The 21,050-nt window shown below is 54.6% G+C and carries 16 protein-coding genes; 11 read left to right on the top strand and 5 right to left on the bottom strand.

Translation table 11 applies throughout. The features are described 5' to 3' along the window. Positions 1–98 precede the first annotated feature (98 nt). Positions 99–1,004, top strand: a complete 906-nt coding sequence (locus tag LA756_RS17925; protein WP_224436096.1) for a hypothetical protein — start codon at positions 99–101, stop codon at positions 1,002–1,004. Here the strand turns inward: LA756_RS17925 and LA756_RS17920 are convergent. From LA756_RS17920 to LA756_RS17905, 4 genes are read right to left on the bottom strand one after another with little or no spacing between them, the layout of a single operon-like run. Next, complete coding sequence (locus LA756_RS17920) at positions 961–1,713, bottom strand: hypothetical protein (protein WP_224436095.1); 753 nt, start codon at positions 1,711–1,713, stop codon at positions 961–963. The two genes, LA756_RS17925 and LA756_RS17920, sit on opposite strands and share 44 nt — an antisense overlap. Next, entirely contained in the window at positions 1,713–2,462 is a 750-nt protein-coding gene (locus LA756_RS17915; protein ID WP_224436094.1) for a hypothetical protein, read from the bottom strand. Before LA756_RS17915 ends, LA756_RS17920 begins: the two co-directional genes overlap by 1 nt. After that, positions 2,462–3,193, bottom strand: coding sequence for a hypothetical protein (locus LA756_RS17910; protein ID WP_224436093.1), 732 nt, complete (start codon positions 3,191–3,193; stop codon positions 2,462–2,464). Before LA756_RS17910 ends, LA756_RS17915 begins: the two co-directional genes overlap by 1 nt. A gap of 6 nt (positions 3,194–3,199) precedes the next feature. Further along, positions 3,200–3,922, bottom strand: coding sequence for a hypothetical protein (locus tag LA756_RS17905; RefSeq protein WP_224436092.1), 723 nt, complete (start codon positions 3,920–3,922; stop codon positions 3,200–3,202). A 204-nt stretch (positions 3,923–4,126) separates the two neighbouring features. On the opposite strand from LA756_RS17905, the gene LA756_RS17900 reads away from it, so the two are divergent. Next, complete coding sequence (locus LA756_RS17900; RefSeq protein ID WP_224436091.1) at positions 4,127–6,649, top strand: prolyl oligopeptidase family serine peptidase; 2,523 nt, start codon at positions 4,127–4,129, stop codon at positions 6,647–6,649. 63 nt (positions 6,650–6,712) lie between these two features. On the opposite strand, the gene LA756_RS17895 is transcribed toward LA756_RS17900, so the two are convergent. Continuing rightward, complete coding sequence (locus tag LA756_RS17895; protein WP_224436090.1) at positions 6,713–8,341, bottom strand: hypothetical protein; 1,629 nt, start codon at positions 8,339–8,341, stop codon at positions 6,713–6,715. Positions 8,342–8,563: 222 nt separating this feature from the next. Here LA756_RS17895 and LA756_RS17890 point away from each other — a divergent pair, with 222 nt between their 5' ends. From LA756_RS17890 to lysA, 9 genes are all read left to right on the top strand, one after another. Beyond that, positions 8,564–9,460 (top strand): hypothetical protein, encoded by an 897-nt coding sequence (locus LA756_RS17890; RefSeq protein WP_224436089.1) that lies wholly within the window; start codon positions 8,564–8,566, stop codon positions 9,458–9,460. Between the two features lie 25 nt (positions 9,461–9,485). After that, complete coding sequence (locus LA756_RS17885) at positions 9,486–10,367, top strand: hypothetical protein (RefSeq protein WP_224436088.1); 882 nt, start codon at positions 9,486–9,488, stop codon at positions 10,365–10,367. Positions 10,368–11,032: 665 nt separating this feature from the next. Further along, positions 11,033–11,725 (top strand): ABC transporter ATP-binding protein, encoded by a 693-nt coding sequence (locus LA756_RS17880; RefSeq protein WP_224436087.1) that lies wholly within the window; start codon positions 11,033–11,035, stop codon positions 11,723–11,725. Further along, on the top strand, positions 11,722–14,100 hold the full coding sequence (locus tag LA756_RS17875) for an ABC transporter permease (protein WP_224436086.1): 2,379 nt from the start codon (positions 11,722–11,724) through the stop codon (positions 14,098–14,100). The genes LA756_RS17880 and LA756_RS17875 overlap by 4 nt, the downstream gene beginning before the upstream one ends. 44 nt (positions 14,101–14,144) lie before the next feature. Then, positions 14,145–15,524: an efflux RND transporter periplasmic adaptor subunit gene (locus LA756_RS17870; RefSeq protein WP_224436085.1), complete on the top strand. Its 1,380-nt coding sequence runs from the start codon at positions 14,145–14,147 to the stop codon at positions 15,522–15,524. Between the two features lie 417 nt (positions 15,525–15,941). After that, on the top strand, positions 15,942–17,096 hold the full coding sequence (locus tag LA756_RS17865) for an N-acetyltransferase (protein ID WP_224436084.1): 1,155 nt from the start codon (positions 15,942–15,944) through the stop codon (positions 17,094–17,096). A gap of 231 nt (positions 17,097–17,327) precedes the next feature. Next, entirely contained in the window at positions 17,328–17,549 is a 222-nt protein-coding gene (gene infA / locus LA756_RS17860) for a translation initiation factor IF-1 (protein WP_105331308.1), read from the top strand. Positions 17,550–17,955: 406 nt separating this feature from the next. After that, positions 17,956–19,638, top strand: a complete 1,683-nt coding sequence (locus tag LA756_RS17855; RefSeq protein ID WP_224436083.1) for a hypothetical protein — start codon at positions 17,956–17,958, stop codon at positions 19,636–19,638. Between the two features lie 149 nt (positions 19,639–19,787). After that, a complete protein-coding gene (gene lysA, locus LA756_RS17850) occupies positions 19,788–21,050 on the top strand; it encodes a diaminopimelate decarboxylase (RefSeq protein ID WP_224436082.1) in 1,263 nt (420 codons plus the stop codon).

The following is a 21,050-nucleotide window of genomic DNA, read 5'->3' as shown; positions in this document are numbered from 1 at the left end:
CAGTAGCACCTGACGAAGTAGGAAGCGAGTTCCCTCTATCCGACCCGCGACACGCGGGCCCTACATTCCTGAACTTTCAATCAAGCGTCTCCCCATTGATGACCAACCCTTACGCGTCGCCTTCCGCCACTAAAGAAGATCCCGCTAATGCCATGCCTGCGGCGCGGCCGAGTCCTACTTCGCCGTTGAGTTTGCTGAGTACGGTGTGGGTTATTGGGATGGTACTTACTTCGATTGCGATCATTGCCGGGCTGCGCTTAGGAATCTTAATGGGCCTTGGCGAGATTCCGTATATCCTGTTTCGGACCATGCTTGTCCTACAAGGTTTGATCCTCGGCTTTTGGGTCGCGGCAGGGTACGGGCCGATTCTCGTACGCATGTGTTTGGGAGTGTTATTGTTCTCTGGCATCTATCTTCAAGCACATCTTTTCGGTTTGTTTATGGTCGATGACATCTCCAATGGGTTCGCCGGGGGCATCGCAGTCACCGCGGCGTTCGACTTTTTCCTTTCCTTGTTCCGAGGCAAGAACGTAGGACGGGCTTTGCTCGGGCTTCTTGTGAAACTTGGGTTTGCTTCGGTTGTATTTGTGGTTCTCGTCGACGTCTTGCGATCGCTTCGCTATGGAAACACCCTGGGAACCAGCACGATGTCGATGGAGGACCATGGGCTCGCCTCCCTGACGCTGGGTGCTTTGATCGCCGCTGCCGGGGTGTTGCTATTGGTCCGCAAACATGGACTCGGCCGGCGTTGGGTTATCGTCGGTTTCGGTATCTTCCTGCTGGCACCCTTGGTCGTTACTGTCTTATCAGTCCTCTCAGGGCTTTCCACCGATCAAGCCCTGTTTACGGGAATCGTCCTGTTCCTCGCCGTATCGATCGCCGCACTGACACTGCACGCCAGCCAGCAGATGCTTCGCAGTTGGGGCCTGGCCCTGGTAAGCGTTCCTCCGGCAAATGCCTCTACAGAAGTCGCAGCAACGCATGAAAAGCCCGCGGAAAAATAATCGCGGCGACACTAACGACACCGATCCAGTGCAGCTGATCTCGCTTCTCTTTCGCGCTGAGCCCATCGTAAATCGCCAGGCCCATAATCAATGCGAAGACCATCGACGCAAAACCATTGAATGCGATCCAATCCGATAGACTGAGCGATTCCAACTCGGTCACATTGGCGACTTTACGAGACAAACTTTTCATCGCCTGGAAAAACTCCGGTATAAGGACGAGATACCAGATCGGCCTCACGCGCAGAAAGCAAGCCGCTGCGGTCATCAGTAGCAACACCACGCCATCTATCCACATCTCGGCAAAGAAGTATCCCTCAGATCGATACTCCAAATGATTAACCATCTCGCCAGGGTCGCTTCCCGGCGGCAGCTTCGACCAGAAGATCAGAAAATTGACCATCGTCGCGATATATCCCAGGGCCCAAAAGCTCCACACGCACATCAGCCAATGGCCTGGCTGCAGCGAAAATCTTCCGAAACGCAGCGCGTGCCGAATCAGTAGAAGCGTTCCTGTCAGCACCGTAGCGCTACCGCCACCCAGCAGCACAAGCCACACTTCCGCCCAGGCAACTTTGATCGGCGTGACGTCGTAATACGCTTTGCACAGCGCCACCATCACGCCACAAATCGCCGTCCACACGAAAAGGTCCATCAGTTGAATCACCGGTGACCTGACCGAAGCGTCTTCGGTGTGCTGTTCATCCATCAACGGACCCAACCTAACCCATAAATAGTACGAAGCAGAAGATCGCCACCGCTGAGCAGCATCGCGGTAATAACGCCCCACCAGTGCAACCAATCGCGGCGATCGTTGGTTGTCCATCGATCCCACACACCGATCACCACCAGAACCAACATATCGAACATTAACATCCAAGGTTTAAACAGCTCGAAGTAATACGATCCATGTGCCTGATAGCCAGCCAACACAGCCCCGAACAGACCGATCGTGGCCAAGCCCAGAATCGTCTGCGGAATCAACGTGAGCCACCATACTTTTCGTACCGGAAGCAGAAGCCCCACGCCCCACCACAAGACAATGTTTCCGATGAGAACGGCAATTCCAAATGCGAGCTGTCGATCCCGCTGCCAATCGATAAACTCTTTGGCGGTCCGTTCCGTCCCATGTGTCAGCAGAAGGAAACAAGCAAAACATCCCAGCAGACAGAGCCACCAATGCCCCGGCTGAAAGTCGATTGGTCGCATTCTCACCCAGCGACGAGCAAATAGAAACAGTCCCGTTGTCCCTGAGAAAACAATCAACAATTGAATAAGAAACGCCATCCCAGCGGCAAGCTGCTGTCCGAAATTGAAGCCTTCCAACGAAGGGTTCAAGACACCGCACCACATCGCCGCAAACGCGACACCTACCATGATGTCCATCAACGAAACCCGCGCGTGGGCGTTCTCGGCAACACCGACATCCTGCTCGGATGATTCTTCGGCCGACGCCATCACAACACCCCAATCTCTTGACCAATCCAAACGACAAGATGCGGGGCCGACACGAAGATTGCCATCGAGACGCCCAACCAGTGCAGTCCATCGCGAGGCCGTGGGCACTTCACCGTATCAATAATGGCAAGCAGGGTAATCAGAATCATTTCGCTTCCCAGCAGCAGTGGCTGCATCCACGTGAAGACTCCGTACTTATGGAAGTTCATCCCCAACGCAATTCCAATAATCGTGATACCGACGATCAGGCAGACAAGCGATTTCGGAATCAGTGCCAATCGCCAAATCGCAGCTACCGGCATGAGAAAGCCTGCCGCCAGATAGACCCCGATATAGAGAAACTGGGACAAGCCCAGCATCCAATTACGATATGGAAACGTATCGACGCCGTTGGCCTCTTCCAACCAGCTGACGATCATGATCGTGGGACTGGAAAGTAGATAATAGAACCCCATCGTTCCGATTAAACATAACAGCCAATGCCCCGGCTGAAAGTCGATTGGCTGTCGCGTGAACCAACGTCGCGCGAAGTGAACGAAAGCGGTCATTCCGATCGGGTATACCAGCAGATGCGAAACGAAAAAAATCAGTTGGGCCGTTCGCACACGTTCCGGAAGCCCCGGATCGTCTCTCCAGAATCGCAAGCCACAAAACAAACCACAGCACGTAACCCAGACGATGAGATCGAAAAGACTCAGCTTAGTTTGGGACATCTCGACATTCTCTTCCATGACATCTCATCCTTGAAACCCAAAAAATCTCGCCAGCAGCAAAAACAGCGTCGGGGGCACCAGACAAAACGTTGCGATCACGCCGACCCAGTGCAGCCAGTCGCGAGGCTTGTCGCTGGAAATGCCATCGACCACCGTCAACACAACCAGCAGCGTCATCTCGCTGATCAACAGCAACGGCTGAACAACGTTGAGCACTCGAAGGCCGCCTAAGACAGGAGCGATCAGCCACATCAGACCAAGCATCATGCTCATCAGCGAGCGCGGCAACAACGCCAGACGCCAATAATTGACGACCGGCAAAAGAAAACCAACCGCCACAAACACGCCGACGAAGACAAACTGTGACAACCCGTAATACCACGATCCGAGCGACCGCGAGGCGATCATCGCCGAGTCCATCGCGTCGATGACCATCATGATGGGCTGCGACACGAGATACGAAACACCCATCACCGCGATCAAACACAACAGCCAATGCCCTGGCTGAAAGTCGATCGGCTCCTGCTTCAGCCAACGCAGCCCGAAGTGAATCGCGGCGGTCATGCCGACGGGATAGATCAACAAAATCGGTACGAAAAAGAAGACCTGAACGAATCGGATATTCACCGACAGATTCGACTGAAAACTTACAAAGCCGATGCAGCACAGCAGAGTGCAGCAAATGATCCAGACAATTAAATCAACCAGCGTCAGCTTCGTTTGATCCGCGTTCGTTTCGTCATGCATGGTTTGTTCGCCCCCATAGTTCCAGGAAAGTGCCCCCAGCATGGCTGACTCTGTGCGCAAATTCCAGCGCGAACTCGAAAATTTGCTGGAACGTAAATCAGGCCATCCCGATGCTCAAGATTCCTGTTGCCGTGGTTCGGATTGGATCTATCATGGACTTACCCCCGAAAGCCCCCACCTGAACTTTCTAGCCAGAACTTGCTTATGTTGCCGCTTCGCTTTCTTTCGGTTTGCACGTTGTTGTTCGTCTCGGCTTCTTCGCTCTTCGCCCAGGGAACCGCGGCCGACTATCAGCGGATGGATCAACTGGGACGAATGACGGCCGGGAAAGTCTTTCGCGATGAAGTCGTGCCGCAGTGGCTGCCCAGTGGCGATCAGCTTTGGTACCGCGTAAAGACCGGCCCTGGCCAACACGAGTTCGTGCTTGTCGACGCCGTGCAGGGGAAACGGGACGTGGCGTTCGATCATGCCGAGCTGGCCCGGCAACTTAGCGAGCAGCTTTCTGAGAACTTCACTGCCGGCAAACTGCCGTTTCAAGCAATCCGCTTTGCTGAAGATCTTGCCGCGATTACGTTCGAAGTGCAGGGTCAGCTCTTTCAGTTCGATCGCCATAAATCTGAACTGACGAAGATCGACGATCCCACGGCCGATCAAATGGTGAACGATGCCAGCCAGCGAAAGCCCTATCCGTCGGCAGACAAAGGGGGCGAAGTTCAACTGAAAGTGATGAACGTTTTGCCTGAAATGATTCGCCTGTTCTGGATCGATCGCGACGGTCGGCCGAAACATTACGAAGACATCCAAGCCAATCAGGAAGCACAACAACGTACCTTTGCCGGGCATGTCTGGATGGTCCTGAATCGCCGGGGCCAATTGCTTGCCGTTTATGAAGCGACCGACCCGATTAGCCTGCTGAAAGTCGACGGCAAGAATGCCCGCGACATGCCCCGCCGTCGCCGACGTGGGCGCGATCGTGAACCCTCGCGTTCGCGAAATACCTCGCCGGATAAGCAGTGGACCGCTTCGATCGAAAACCACAACCTGGTCGTCCGCAAAGAGGGATCGGATGAAACGATTCGTTTAACGACCGACGGCACCGCCGAGAAGTTCCTCGACGGCCGCTTCCGCTGGTCGGCCGATTCCAAGCGTTTGATCGTCATGGAAGTAACGCCAGGGCAGGGGCGCGAGGTAACGTTCGTCGAGTCGTCGCCGGAAGATCAACTGCAGCCCAAAGTGCACACCTTCCGCTACGACAAGCCTGGCGACAAGATCCGCCAAACCTGGCCGCGGCTGTTCGACTTGGAAACGATGGAAGAGATTACGCTCGACCGGAGCTTGTTCGAGAACCCGTACGCCGTCAGCGAAGAAGCCTGGCAAGACGATAGCAGCGAGTTCCGTTTTCTGTACAACCAGCGAGGGCACCAGGCACTGCGACTGTTGGCTATCACGCGTGACGGTACGGTTCGTACGATCGTTGACGAAACGAGCGAGACGTTCATTGATTACACCAACAAAGTTTATTACGAGCCGCAGCCAGGCACCGACGAGCTTATCTGGATGTCCGAGCGCAGCGGTTGGAATCACTTGTATCTCATCGACACAAAGACAGGCGACGTGAAAAACCCAATCACGCAAGGCGAGTGGGTTGTGCGCGAAGTCGAGAAAGTCGATCCCGAGAAACGGCAAATCTGGTTCACGGCCGGAGGCATCGCTGCTGGGCAAGATCCTTACTTCCTACACCATTGCCGCGTTAACTTCGATGGCTCTGATCTCGTCATGCTGACCGAAGGAGACGGTACGCATTCGATCGAATACTCGCCAGACGGTCGCTATCTGATCGATCGTTACAGCCGAGTCGATCTGCCGAAAGTCCACACGCTGCGAAGCGCCGAAGATGGATCGTTGGTGTGCGAGCTCGAACGTGCCGATGCGACTTCACTGCTGGAAACCGGCTGGAAGATGACCGAGCCGTTTGTTGCCAAAGGACGTGACGGCGAAACCGACATCTACGGGGTGATCTACTTTCCGACTAACTACGATCCCGCTAAGAAGTACCCGGTGATCGAATACATTTATGCCGGCCCGCACGGAGCGTTCGTTCCGAAGAGCTTTCAATCGCACAGCGCTCGGCGCGAGATGGCCGAGTTAGGATTCATCGTTGTGCAGATCGATGGCATGGGAACCAATTACCGCAGTCGTGCGTTTCATGATGTCTGCTGGAAGAACCTGGCCGACGGCGGCTTCCCGGATCGTATTGCTTGGATGAACGCCGCGGCGGAGAAATTCCCCGCGATGGATCTCAGCCGCGTCGGTATCTATGGTGGTTCGGCCGGTGGACAGAATGCCCTTTCGGCACTGCTGCAGCATGGCGACTTTTACGACGCCGCCGTTGCCGACTGTGGTTGCCATGACAATCGGATGGATAAAATCTGGTGGAACGAACAATGGATGGGCTGGCCGGTTGACGAGTCGTACGCTCAGAACTCGAACGTGACCCACGCCCACAAACTGCGTGGCAATCTTTTCCTGATCGTTGGCGAGATGGACACCAACGTCGATCCTGCCAGCACCATGCAAGTCGTGAACGCGTTGATCAAAGCCGATAAAGATTTCGACTTGCTCGTCGTTCCCGGCGCCGGGCATGGCATCGGCAGCGGACGATACGGAATGCGACGCACCAAAGACTTCTTCGTCCGCACGCTGCATGGTGCCGAGCCGCGAAGATAAACGCCCCATTTCCCAGGATGGTACAGCGCGTACCACCCTGGGACAGCAAGCATCAAACGCAGGTCAGTCGTTCAGTAGGCGACCGTTGTTCAAGTTCTCCATCATCTGTTTCAGCTGCGGATCCTTCTCGGCGAACTCCGCGGCAACAAGCAGTTGCTGGATCGATTCCGGCCAGTTCGCTTCGCCCCAGATCTCGAGCATCTCTAAGGCTCGCTTCCGCATCTGAGCTACCGGTCGATCCATCAGAAACGCGATCATTGCCTCGGCCTGATCGGGATAGCGCTGAAAGTCTTCCGGGCGAAACGGTACTTCATAACGATACCCGTTCGGGCTTCGCATCGGCGTATCGACCCGAGGCGTATTGGCCAGGCGAGCCAGATCTTTGACCTTCTCGAAGTACTGCTGCGCTTCGTCGACCAGCTCGTCGTTGCTGCCGATCATCATCGAAGCACGACGCAAGTTGATCTGCTGATAACGATTCATGTCGACCGCCGCTTCCGCCAACTGAAGCAAGTTCACCGCGCTGACCGCGTAGACGTACGTATCGTCATCGTCGTTGGCCAACCCTTGCCGAACGATACCCTCCCACATCGGCCGTTCCAGAAGTTCATCGGCCGCGGTGCGAAGTTCCGCCACCAGCGAATCGTTCCAGCCCAAGTCTTCCCGCAGCATCCAGTCTGCTTCGCTATCTTCCAGAAAACCGAGCACCGAACCGACGAAGTTCAAATCGAACACCGTGCTGGCATGCTTCTGCATATGAAACATAAATCGCTGCATCACGACAGGGCCGTCGGCATAGTCGTGAATGCCTAGCAAAATGCGATGCTCTTTGCCTCGCGTGCCTCGTTCGATTTCAATCAGCGCGGACAAGATGTACCCGGCCGATCGCAGCACTTCTGTGTCGACTTCGCTGGAAAGCAGCGCGTCGCGCAAGTTGCCTGTCGTGGCCAACGTATGAGCCATGTACTGCCGTAAGAACCCGGAACGTCGCCCACCGTCTTGAATCATCCACTGCTGGATTTCACGGTTCTCGGTCCCAGCGACACGCTGTACCAACGCTTGTAGTCCCCAGCCAGAAAGGTGCGGCAGCAGCTGACGAATAACCTCGGTTCGCCGCGCAACATCCCAGTGCTGCATCGTAAGATCGCACGTTCGCGTGAATTCGTCGTGCCGCCCAAGTACGAGCACAACCTCTTCGATCGGCTTATGAGGGAACAAGCTAAGCAGTCCCAAGCCCAGCTTAACTGGTTCTCGATCGCGCGACTCGGTGGCCAACCACATGGCCAGTTCAAACAGCGTGTCATCTTCCGGCATCGTCGCGTCGCCGACCATTTGCACCAACTCGTTCAGCGTGCCGGCCACTTTATCGTTGCGAACCATTTCGTAAAGACGTTCGCGGCGGCCAGGCATTCCGAGCATGACGTCGTCCAGAATCAATTGGACAAGCTCTTCATTCACTTCGCCGATCACTTCGGCAGGCGCATGCTGCAACATACTATCGAACGCGCCCGGCACCCAGCGGTGGCCATCGCGCTGCTGAATGGCCCAGTCGTCCGGCAGCGCCGAACCCCCTTCGGTCAGGCCAAATTGTTCTGGGTTAATGTGCTGTTGAATATGCTGATAGATGGTCGGCGGCAGTTCCCAGGCAAGGGTGTCCGATACGCCAGGCAAGTCACACTCGGGGCGGGGCATGGTTGCGGTTCCAATCTGAAGAGTCTCGAAAAAGGGCCCATTTTCCGCTAGACATCAAACTGTCTTCGCTAGCGAACGGGCACATTGAAACCCTATCTTGTACTCGCGGGGGGTGGGGCGATTTGCTGACAAAATCGTGGTAGATTTCCTACGCCTGCCCCATGCTCGACCGTTAATCCACTAGTGCCACCGACCAAGGATCCATCCAACTAGGACGATGCGTTGAACGAAGCCAATCCCTTTCAATCGCCCGCCGCAACCGAAACAGGCGACCCACAGGCAAACGTCTCGACCAAGCCAATCGTCCCGCGGCCGACTTTGTTATCGACCGCCGGCATTGCGGCCCATGTCTGGGTTGGAGCCTGGTTGGTGTTCATTGCGTATCGCACGATCTACAACGACGGTCCAACCCTTTACGTGACGGGGCTACTTCTGTTTCTTCCGGTTGCCGTTTGGCTGGGGGCCGGGGGTGGCTGGGCCGGCATCCGGATGATCGTCACCGCGATACTCTTTTTTGTCTTCTCGCGATTGATGGGGCTGTTCTTCGACTGGGATACCTACGGTCACGATCAGAACGTTCTCGGTCTCAGCATTATTGTCTCCGCGCTGGCGGTTGCTTTCGCCGATGCGCTGGTGGCAATCATTGCGAAGGACGCCGCGCGAGCGCTGAGCATGACGGCGGCCCAAGCGATCATCGCTGCTTTCGGCGTATGCCTCTTGGTGGCTGTGCTGCTAGAAAAATTTGTCTCTTCCATTATTCGGCTCGAGCAGATCGAGTTTCCCGAAACCTATTTTGTTACCGCTATTTCGATGGCCGTCGTCACGCTGGGACCTGCGGTCAGTCTATTGATGCGTAAGCACGCACTGCTCCGCTGGAGACTCGTCGGCATGCTGATCGCCATGGGAAGCCTTACGGGAATCGCGTGCGTTTGCGACTTGCTGATCGTAGGAGCGAACTCCGTAATACCGACTATGCTGACAGTTCTGATCGTTCAGCTAATCTGCCCCGCAATCTTCTTCCCAGTCGACTACGTCCTTCGCTGCTGGGGAACCTCGCTGGTCGAGATTCCCATGAAGAAGGTCTCGACCGAAATGGAAGAGACGGACGCCACGACCTGACGAAGACTTGCAGGAGCCACATCTGTTGTCGCAACCCAACCCATTCCAGTCTCCCGCCGCCGAGTCTCGCGAACAAGAAGCGGCCGTCGCCATGGTGCCGATCGTCCCGCGCCCGGCGTTGTTGTCGAAGTCAAGCATTGCGGCTCATATCTGGGTCGGGGCTTGGCTGGCGTTCGTGGTCATACGAATGAAATATGACAGCAACGAATGGGCGTTTGTACCTAGCATGGCCCTCTTTGTTCCGCTGGCAGTTTGGCTAGGCGTAGGATCCGGCTGGGCAGGACTGCGGATGGCTATCGTTGCGTTTCTATTCTTTGTCTATACGCGTTTAATGACGATCACGATAGGATGGGAACCGGCTGGCTTCCAGCAAGACTTGCTTGGTTGCTCCATTCTTAGCACCGCAGGACTAACCGCCATCATCGACGCGTTGATTGCTCTCGCCGTAAGAGACTTCAGACGATCATTCGGCATGAACACTTCGCAAGCAATCACGACATGCATAGGACTATGTCTGCTTGTCCCGGCCCTCTTTGAAACTTACCTACCGCTCTTTTATCGACACAATGTGGTTGGTCCCTTTGAGGGCAGCTTTCTGGTTTCGCTTACGTTAGCAGCGTTTATCATCCCGCCCACCGTTTCTTTATTGCTACGAAAACATTCGTTATTGCAATGGCGATTTGTGGGAATGCTGTTTGCAATGGGCACTCTCACCGCAATTGTTTCTCTTTGGGTTCTGTGGCAGGATGGCAGCGAATCCATGCAAAACGCGCTCATGACAGTTCCGATCTTCCAGCTAATCTGCGCCGCGATCCTCTTCCCACTCGACTACGTCCTTCGCTGCTGGGGATGGTCGCTGGTCGAGATTCCCATGAAACCGGTCGCATCCGAAACGACCGACGCATGAATGACATCACTCCTTTCGCATCGCCGACCACTGCGGAGGCTGCGCGAGGACATTGATGATGACAATGTCAGTAACAAGAAGGCTCTTCGGCGAACTGATCGAAGATTTTTTGGTAGAAATTTGCCCGAACGGCCCGTTTTTGTCTATGCGGATTTGGCGGCGATAACGGAAAAGATTCATCCACGATTTTCGGCCAGTCCGTCGGATCACACTTGGTTAACGCAACAACGCGATCATTCTAACGAAGTATTGACCAAGTGTACAACATTTCTACACATTTCTTCACGAAGTCTGCGCGTTTTGGCAGGCTGATATCGGGTGAATTAAGGGAAGACCGATCGCCTGATAAAGTCTATCAGACGGCGCACCCAAGGGTGCTTCTAAAGTATTCTTAGACAGCTGAACAGTTCTTTCCTAAAACGGCTCCTACGTATGCGCACGTGGTGCGCCAGTGGCGGAAATCGTACCGCCGCTTTTGCGATTTGTGGGTCCTTTTCTGGGGCCCTGGCGGATTGCAGGAGAACCTTCGACTATGATGGAATGTCTGTTCGTAGGCTATGCTTTATTGTCTGGCGGCCGGCCACGTGGCTTGCTTGCCGATCTCGAAAACCACAGTCCCCCACAGTGGCATGAGCCCGTCCACGTCAGCCGAAAAAACCGAGGTCTTGAAGGTTCGCAACGTCGAGCGAACGTTCACCATGGGCGAAGTGAAAGTCGAAGTCCTCAAAGACCTTACGCTCGACGTCTACGATGGCGAAGTGCTGGCGATGGTTGGCCCGAGCGGCTCCGGCAAGTCGACCATTTTGAACCTCATCGGCGGTCTCGATCAGCCCAACCGCGGCAGTGTGATGTTCGACGGAATCGATCTTGCCACGGTCTCGTCCAGTGCTCTGACGAAGTACCGCCGCAAGCATGTCGGGTTCGTTTTTCAGTTCTACAATCTCGTCCCGAACTTGACCGCCCTAGAGAACGTTCTGTCCGCGGCCGAGCTTGCCGACCAACCGCTCGATGCACAAGAGATGCTTGCGAAAGTAGGGCTGGCCGAGCGGATGGATCACTTCCCGTCGCAGCTTTCCGGCGGCGAACAACAACGCGTGGCCATCGCACGAGCCGTCGTCAAAAACCCCAAGCTCCTTTTGTGCGACGAACCGACTGGCGCCCTCGATTTCGAGACCGGAATCAGTGCATTGGAACTGCTGCTCGAGTTCAACCGCGACCTTGGAACAACCATCCTGATCATCACCCACAACAACGCTCTTGCGGACGTTGCGCACCGCGTCATTCACCTTCGCAGTGGCGAGATTGTCAAAGTCGAAGAGAACGCCCAACCGTTGCCGCCTTCGGAGGTGGTGTGGTGAACATCCTCAACCGCAAGCTGCTGCGAGACCTGGTTGCGGCTCGTGGTTTGTTGATCGCGATCATCAGCATCATGATGCTTGGATCGGCGTTGCTGATCGGTATGCAGTCGACGTTTTACAACATGCGCGCCGCCAAGGATCGGTACTATCGCCAATGCCGCATGGCCGACTTTTGGATCGACTTGAAGAAAGCCCCGCTCGCCGAACTGGAAGTGCTGAACCATCTCTCCGGCATTCGCAACTGGCGGCAACGCATTCAGTTTCCCGTGACGGTCGATCTCGATCAGCGGATGCGTCCTCTTAACGGCACCGTCATCTCGATGCCGGATCGAAAGCAACCGGTCACCAACGACATTGTAATGATTCGTGGCGATTACTTTTCCGATCGTGGCGAAGCCGAAGTGATCGTCAACGACAAATTTGCTGAAGCGAATCGTCTTCATCCTGGCCAAAAACTCCATCTGCTGCTGAACAATCGACGCGAAGAATTCCTGATCGTCGGCACGGCGATCAGTGCGGAGTTTACCTACTTGATTGGCCCTGGCAGTTTAACGCCTGACCCGGAAAACTTCGGCGTGTTTTATTTGCCGCGGAAGCAAATGGAAGAGCTGTTCGATTTTGAAGGTGCCGCCAATCAAGTCGTTGGGCACTTCGCTCCAGATGTCGAAAACGAACGAGAAGCGATTCTCGATCTGGCCGAACGAAAGCTGGAATCGTCAGGCTTCATCTCGGCAACGCTACTGAAAGACTTCACGTCAAACTACTTCGTCAGCAACGAGATCAACCAGCTGAGTAACATGTCGAGCTTTCTGCCGACGATGTTTTTGGTGGTTGCAGCGTTGATCTTAAACGTACTGATGACACGGCTCGCCAAGCAGCAGCGAACCACGGTCGGAACCCTTAAAGCACTTGGCTATGGCGATGCCACCATCTTTGTTCACTTCCTGAAATTCGGAGGCGCGGTTGGACTGATCGCCGGCATCTTAGCAAGTGGTTTGGGAACGTTGGTCACGCTAGGAATGCTATCGCAGTATCAACAGTTCTTTCAGTTCCCAGATTTGAGAAACAACTTCTATCCGCAAACCCATATGATTGGCTGGAGCGTCAGTATCGTTTGTGCGATGCTCGGCAGTGTTTACGGGGCCCGGCAAATGCTGCTCTTGCGGCCAGCGGAAGCAATGCGTCCAGAGCCGCCAGCCCAAGGTGGTCGCGTCTTGCTGGAACGATTCACGCTGCTGTGGAACCAGCTTTCTCCTGGCTGGCGGGTCACGCTGCGTTCGATGATTCGGCACCGCACGCGTACCGCCATCGCACTGTTCGCAGCAACCGTCGGCGCTGGAATCTTAGTGAGCGGGCTGATGATGATGGAAGCGACCGAGTACTTCATACGGGACGAGTTCGAACTGCGAAACCGCAGCGATATTGATTTAACGTTTAAGGACGCGCTCGATCGTCAGGCCTGGTACGATCTTTCGCATCTCCCCGGCGTGGATCGCGCGGAGCCACTTTTCAGCGTGGCTTGCGACTTCGTCAATGGACCGTATCAGCGGCAAGGATCGATTCAAGGAATCCTCAACAACGCGCAGCTAACAGTGCCAACCGACAGCGAAAACCGCCGCATCACGATCCCTGCGGTCGGCTTGGTGATGGAACGTCGTCTTGCTGATCATTTGCATTTGAGCGTGGGAGATCTAGTCGAAGTTCGTCCCAAGAGTGGTCGCCGCGATCCGCTGCAAGTTCCGCTCGCAAAAATCAGCGAAAGCCAGTTTGGCCTGAACGTCTATGCTGACTTAGAGTACTTGTGCCGCATCCGTGACGAGTCCTTCGCCATGAGCGGTGCTCAGTTAAAGATCAATCAAACGGAAGAATCGCAGCGACAACTCTATCGCACGCTCAAACAGATGCCGGCGATGGAAGCGATCAACTCGCGGTTAGAACTGATCAAGAACATGCGTGAGACGATCATCCAAAACCAAAACGTTGCGATTGGAATGATTGTTGTCTTCGCAGGAACGATCTTCTTCGGCAACGTGTTAAATGCGTCGCTCGTGAATCTTTCCGAGCGACAACGCGAAGTCGCCACGATGGGTGCGATGGGTTATACGCGGTGGGAAGTGGGACTGCTTTTCCTGCGTGAAAGCCTGGTGTTGAATTTGATTGGAGCATTGCTTGGCTTGCCGGTCGGCTACGTGCTGATTCAATTGATGACCAAGATGATCGATCAAGACCTGGTTCGCTTTCCGATCGTAACCGCTCCGTGGATTTACCTCAGCGCGTTTATCACGGCGCTGACATTTACGCTGCTGGCCCATGCTGTCGTGCAATGGCGCATCCATCAGATGAACTGGCTCGAATCGCTCAAAGTTCGCGAATAACCGGCCCCGCTTGTCGGCCGGAAGACAAGCGAAAGGATAACCCCATGTACAAAACTATTGCCATAATCGTCGGTGCGATTGCTGTCGTTGGCGGGCTGGTCTACTTCATGCAGTCTGGCGGGCCGAAGGTGGATGTGATCACCGCGACCGATCAGCCGATTCAGGAATATGTCGACGAACAAGGCAAGACTCGCCTGCCGCGTACGTACGTGATCTCGATGCCGTTCGATGCTCGGCTGGGCGAGATCACCTTGGAAGAAGGGGACGAGGTGACCCAAGGAGAAGTGGTCGCGAAGATTGTGCAGGAAGACGTGGAAGCCAACTATGCCGAAGCGAAAGCCGCCGTCGAGCAGCTCGACGCTTCAATCCGCGAGACCGGCGATAAAACGGTCGAACGCACCACCAAGCAGCAAGCCGACTACTTTGTTGAGTCGATGGTCAACACGGTCGCCTCGGCCAAGACGCAAATGAATGCGAGTCGATCTCGCTTTGAGTACGCGACCACATTTCTGCAGCGTGTGCAGCAGTTGATCGAAAAGGGAGCGAAGACAGAAGATGATCTGGACCGTGCTCAACTTCAGAAAGTCGAAAGTGAAACGGAATATCAAACCGACGCGTTGACCTATCAGGCCATTCTTTCAATCGACGCGGCAACTAAGCTGTTGCCGAATATGGTTACTCAGTACATCGATCGTAAAGATTTATCGGTCGCCGTGCTGCAGCAGCAGAAAGCGGAAGCAGAGGCTCGACTGCGAACCGCCGAGCTTCGGATGGAACGTTCGACGATGAAGAGCCCCGTGAATGGAATTGTGCTTGCCAAGGAGCTGACCAGCGAACAGCAAGTTGCCGCGGGCACAACATTGCTGGAGATCGGTCAGCTTTCGCAGTTGGAAGTCGAAGCAGAAATCTTGAGCCAGGACGCAACACGCATCAAGCCCGGCGATCGCGCTGAGATTTATGGACCGTCGCTCGGCAACGAAGCAGGGCAGGGGATCCCGATGAAAGTACAGCGGGTCTACCCAGCCGGGTTCACGAAGGTGAGTTCGCTTGGTGTCGAACAGCAACGCGTGCTGGTGATCTTACGATTTGATTCCACCCAAATCGCTTCGATTCTGGAAGAACATGGACTCGGCGTCGATTATCGCGTTCAAGTCCGCATCTACACCGAAGAGAAACCGCAGGCACTTGTAATCCCGCGTTCGGCGATCTTCCGAGACGTTGCCGGCAATTGGCAAGCATACGTTGCGGTCGGCAATCGACTGGAGCGAAGAAACATCACGCTTGGCTTGATGAACGATCTAAGTGTCGAGGTTCTGAAAGGAATCCAATCAGGTGAGCAAGTTCTGATCTCGCCTGAGGCTTCGTTGACCGATGGTGCGAAAGTAACGCCGGTCGAAATGGGCATGGCTGGGGACAGCGCATAAAAAACCCCACAGACGGGGCAGAGCCTGTGGGGCCGATGTCGGTCACGCAAGCGCGACCGACTTCATTTCGTTATGTATCTAGAAACAAGAGTTCGGCACTTTCCCTGTCGATTAACGAGCGAGATAGACAGAAGGTGTGTACTCTATCGGTTTATTCATACGAAAATAAGATTATTGCAAATTTCGGCAGTTCCAACAGTCCGATCACGAAAATTTCATATCTTTTTCATATTGCCCCGTCCACAAGGCATTTTGGGGGCCCTCGTCGCTAGCAATGCTGGGTTTGCGAGTCCTGCGTCATCGGAGTATTGTTGACGATGTTTTCGCCCCGCTGCCTGAACACGGTTGCGATGATGGCTCGGCGGACTCACATGGCCATGAACTGATCGTCACTCACCTTGCCCAAAGCGGAGACGAATGTCCTCGATCACTACTGAACTAGTCACTACGCGTTCGCAGCAAAACGAGTTCGTTGAGTTTCCATGGGAGTTATATAAAGACGATCCCAATTGGATACCGCCATTACGGCAGAATCTGAAGGAACTGGTCAATTTTGTGCCACATCCCTTCTATGCGCGAAATCGGGTTCAGTGCTTTCTTGCTCGTCGAGCAGGACAGGTGGTCGGACGCATCGCTGCGATCGTCAACGTGGGGCACAATGAACGGTATGAAGAGCAGCGAGGATTCTGGGGTTTCTTTGAATCGATAGACGACACCGAAGTTAGTGGTGCACTGTTCGATGCCGCCAAAAAGTGGTTTGCCGATCAAGGCATCTTCAAAATGCGCGGCCCGGCCAATCCTTCACTCAATCATGAAGTAGGCACCCTAATTGAGGGTTTTGATTCGCCGCCTGCATTCATGATGACCTATAACCCCCCGTATTACGACAAGCTTATTACGGACTATGGATATGAAAAAACCCAAGATATGTTCGCATTTTGGGGACATATCAACATGCTGGAAGGGTTGGACCCGAAGCTGAAGTTTATCGTCGACGAAGCGAAGAGCCGCTTCAACTTGAAGCTGCGTCGTATGGATCGCAAACGGTTCAAAGAGGACGTTTACACGTTCCTCGACAACTACAACAAGTCGCTCGTCGGCACGTGGGGTTTTGTTCCGATCGATAAATCGGAAGTCGACAAGATGGCCGCCGACTTAAAACACTTGCTCGTTCCCGAGCTGACCTCGGTGTGTGAAGTCGATGGAAAAGTGATCGGATCGATGTTCGGTATGCTGGACTATAATCCGCGGATCAAGAAGATCGACGGGAAGCTTTTCCCGTTCGGATTCATGCGCCTTCTGTGGAATAAGAAGGCGATCAAAAACATGCGTTTGATTTCCACCAACGTTGTTCCTGAGTATCAGCGTTGGGGCATTGGCTTGGTGATTCTGGAACGGCTTGTTCCCGATATTCGCAAGTGGGGCGTGCAAGAGGTTGAGTTCTCTTGGGTCTTGGAAAGTAACCACCTCTCGCGAGCGTCGCTGGAACGAGGTGGAGCAAAGAAATCGAAGACCTACCGCATGTACGATTACGCCCCGACAGAGAAATCGGACACTCCCGCGGCAAGCTGACATGCGTACCAGCCTGGGGAGATCCTCCTCTGGGCGAAACGGGCAGAATGGTTTTCAAGCCGATTTGCCCTTTCTGAACTGGTAATTCCGAGACGCGATTTTGGCCTCGAATTCGCGGAACTCGGCACGTAATCTGCGTTTGCTTTCGGTGGGCTTCCCGATATACTAATGCTGGGATGATTGACATTGTCCCCGCGCACCACTGATATGGTAACAACCCCAAGGAGTGTTATGTCTAAGAAAGAAGAGGCTCTCGAAGTAGAAGGCACAGTGACGCAAGCACTGGCCAATACACGATTCCGCGTCCAGTTGGACGTCGGCCCGACGGTTATGGCCCACGTGGCTGGCAAGATGCGTAAGCACTTTATTCGTATTGTTCCCGGCGACCGCGTTCGAGTGGAACTGTCCCCCTACGATATGACCAAGGGACGAATTGTCTTTCGAGAGCGCTAATATCCGCGCTGCGAGAAGCCTTCTGCTGACTCGCCCGTTGCCCCCAGGATTAGATGATTGCGCCCATTGACTTGCGCGATCGCTTCCCTGGCGTGGGGGATGACACGCCTTTCGCTTCCGGCAACTCGATCGTCTCGGCGATCGTGCCATCTGAACGACTCCGATTTACTGCCGGGAAATGAAACTTTCTCGGCTACCGTGAAACTAAGTCGTAATTAGCGGGGTAGGTTCTGGTGGAATCCTTGCGCGCCGACACCCCTCCACGTACCGTGGCTTTAACATGCCCTCGGTCTGCGGTACATTTGGGAAAGTCCCCCCAAGGTCGGGCAACCAACCGATTTCTCTTGCGTACGGTTGGCAGGGGAACACGTTCCAATTGAATATCACCTCTCAGGAGACGGATGCAGTGAACAGTTTGATTCAACGTTGTCGACTGGCAGTAGCAGGCTTGTTGCTTGCCGCCATGCCAATGGTCGCACTTCATGCTCAGGAGGCCGAATCGAAGCCGGTCGCCGTGATTTCGGTCGCTCCCGTGAAAAAGGTTTTGGCTGACGTCCAATACCTGGCCGATGCCGCAGGCCAAACCGATGCTGGTCGAATGGCCGCATTGATGTCGGCTCCGTTCACCGCAGGGGTCGATAAGGCTCGTCCGATTGGCGTCATCGTCATGACCAACGGTCAAGAGTTCGCTCCCACGGCTTACATTCCTGTAAGCGACTTCGACAAGCTGGTCACGACCGCGACCGAACAGATCGGCCCGCCACAAGATGTCGGTGGTGACGTCAAGATGTTCACTCCAAGCCAGATGCCGATCTTCGTCAAACATGTCGGCGATTGGGCTGTGCTGGCCATGGATCAAGAGAAGCTGGCTAATCCTGCCGCTGATCCAACCGCCATGCTGAAGAACCTGCCCGTTGAATACGACCTCGCATTGAAGTTGTTCCCTGGCAACATTCCAGAGATCTACCGCAACGTTTTCATGGAACAAATGAAGACCGGTATCGAGCTTTCGCTGGAACAAGAGCCCGACGAAACGAACGAAGAATTTGAAGCTCGTAAGGAACAGCTCGCCGGCCAAATGGCTGAGATGGAGCGCATGTTCACCGAGCTGGACGACATGACGATCGGCTGGAACGTCGACGCCGCCCAGCAAGGCACCTACCTCGACTTGGCCTATACTGCAACCGAAGGCAGCGAAATTGCCAAGACGATCGCTTTGAACTCTGACCTGTCGACCGAGTTCGCAGGCTTCAGCAGTAAAGATGCTGCCGTTAATCTTCAGATCACCGAAAAGCTTTCCGAAGTCGACGTCGCTCGAATGGAAAAGCAAATGAACGACCTTCGCGACCAAGGCATTCGCCAGTTGGAATCGGAAGGCGAACTAGAAGGTGAAGACCTTGAGTCGGCCAAGAAGGTCATCGACCTGGCCATCGATACACTGATCGAAACGGCTCGAACTGGCTCACTGGATGGTGCCATGATGGTTGACCTGGCCGACAACAAAGCAACCTTCCTGGCTGCCGCTCACGTTGCCGACGGTCGACGAGTGGAAGATGGCTTCAAGGAAATGGTCAAGCTGGCCGCCGACGAAGGCGTGCCTCCTGTGAAGTGGGACGCCGACACCTATCAAGCCATCCGTCTGCACGTGATGCAGATCCCAATGGATGACGCACCTCCAGAAGCGAAGGAAATCCTCGGCGATTCGCCTGAGTTCATCCTGGGCATCGGTGAAAAGAGCGTCTACATGGCTGGTGGTAACGATGCGATGGCCCGCCTGAAGAAGGCTATCGACGCATCGATCGCTGGTACCGACGCCAAAGTCGAACTGATGGAAATGCACATTGCCGCATTGCCAATCTTGCAGATGATTCAGAAGAACAGCCCGCAGCCGGTCCCTGGCGTTGACGCTGCAGCCGATGCCCTTACCGGCGGAAGCGACAAGTTCCTGATGACTGTTAACATTCAGGAACGTTACCTGCGTGTTCGCCTGATGCTGCAGGAAGGTGTCATCAAAGCCATCGGTGCTGGGGTTGCCGCTCAGAATGCCGCCGGTGCCAATGCCGAATTTGAAGAAGCTCCGGCCTTCTAATTCCCGGCAAACGCAACATTTGCTGAATTCACGAAAAGAGGCCTTTCCCTGCGAGAGGCCTCTTTTTTTTGCGCCCGGTGGGCGAATTCGCGTGTCTCACTACAATAAAGATTACGGTTTCAGCCCTTTTTTACGGTTTGGTGCAAGACATGCCACAAGTCCCCACGTTCTCTACTTCCCGTCAGGAAATTGCCGGAGTTCCCGTTAAGCAGATCGCTACTGAATTTGGCACGCCAACCTATGTTTACGACGCCGCCAAAATTGTGGAACGGATCCAAGATCTCGCCGCTTTCGATGTCGTCCGCTATGCCCAAAAGGCTTGCTCGAATTTGGCGATCTTGAAACTGGCTCGAGAGAACAACGTCGTTGTCGACGCCGTGAGTGCCTGGGAAATTCGCCGAGCCCTGGCCGCCGGATACGACGTGCATGGCGATCCGCCTCCGATCGTCTATACGGCGGATATCTTCGACCGTGAAGCATTGGAACTGTGCGTCGAACATGGCCTGCATGTGAACTGTGGTTCGCCAGACATGATTCGCCAACTAGGCGAATTGGCTCCTGGTCGCGAAATCACCCTGCGAATCAATCCTGGATTCGGACATGGGCACAGCCAGAAAACCAACACCGGCGGACAACAGTCGAAGCATGGCATCTGGCATGAACAACTGAACGACTGTTTGCTGCTGGCCGATGCCAATGGCCTGCAAATCACCGGTTTGCACATGCACATTGGAAGTGGAACCGACTTGCACCATCTTTCACAGGTTTGCGATTCGATGGAGAAAGCGGCACTGGAAGTGGGCCGCAGCATCAAGACCATCAGCGCCGGCGGCGGACTGCCGATTCCTTACAACAGCGAGCAAACCTACGTCGATCTCGACAAGTACTTCGAGCTGTGGGATGCAACGCGTAAGAACTTGGAGAAGGCCTTCGATCACAGCATCTCGCTAGAGATCGAACCTGGTCGCTACCTCTCCGCGGAGGCAGGTTACCTGGTTACCGAAATTCGTGCGGTCAAGCAGATGGGAGACAATCTCTTCTACGTGGCCGATGCTGGTTTCAATAATCTGGCTCGACCGATCATGTATGGTGCCTATCATCCGATCTCGGTCGCTCGGCTCGATGGGCAAACCGTTGGTGAAGAACATGACGTGATTGTGGGTGGCCCGCTTTGTGAATCTGGCGACATCTTCACGCAGGAAGAAGGAGGCTTTGTCAGCGCTCGAAAGTTACCACCGGCAACGGTGGGCGACCTTCTGATCATCGAATGTGCCGGAGCTTACGGCTATTGCATGAGCTCCAACTACAATTCGAAGCCGATGGCAGCGGAGGTGATGATCGAAGACGGCAACGCTCGTGTCATCCGACGTCGACAAACGTTTGAAGGCTTCATCGCAGACGAAATGGTCTAA

Origin of the sequence: Bremerella sp. TYQ1, from assembly GCF_020150455.1 — a bacterium.
Lineage (GTDB): Bacteria > Planctomycetota > Planctomycetia > Pirellulales > Pirellulaceae > Bremerella > Bremerella volcania_A.
The sequence above is the reverse complement of the archived record's forward strand: the minus strand, read 5'-3'. Positions and strand labels throughout refer to the sequence as shown.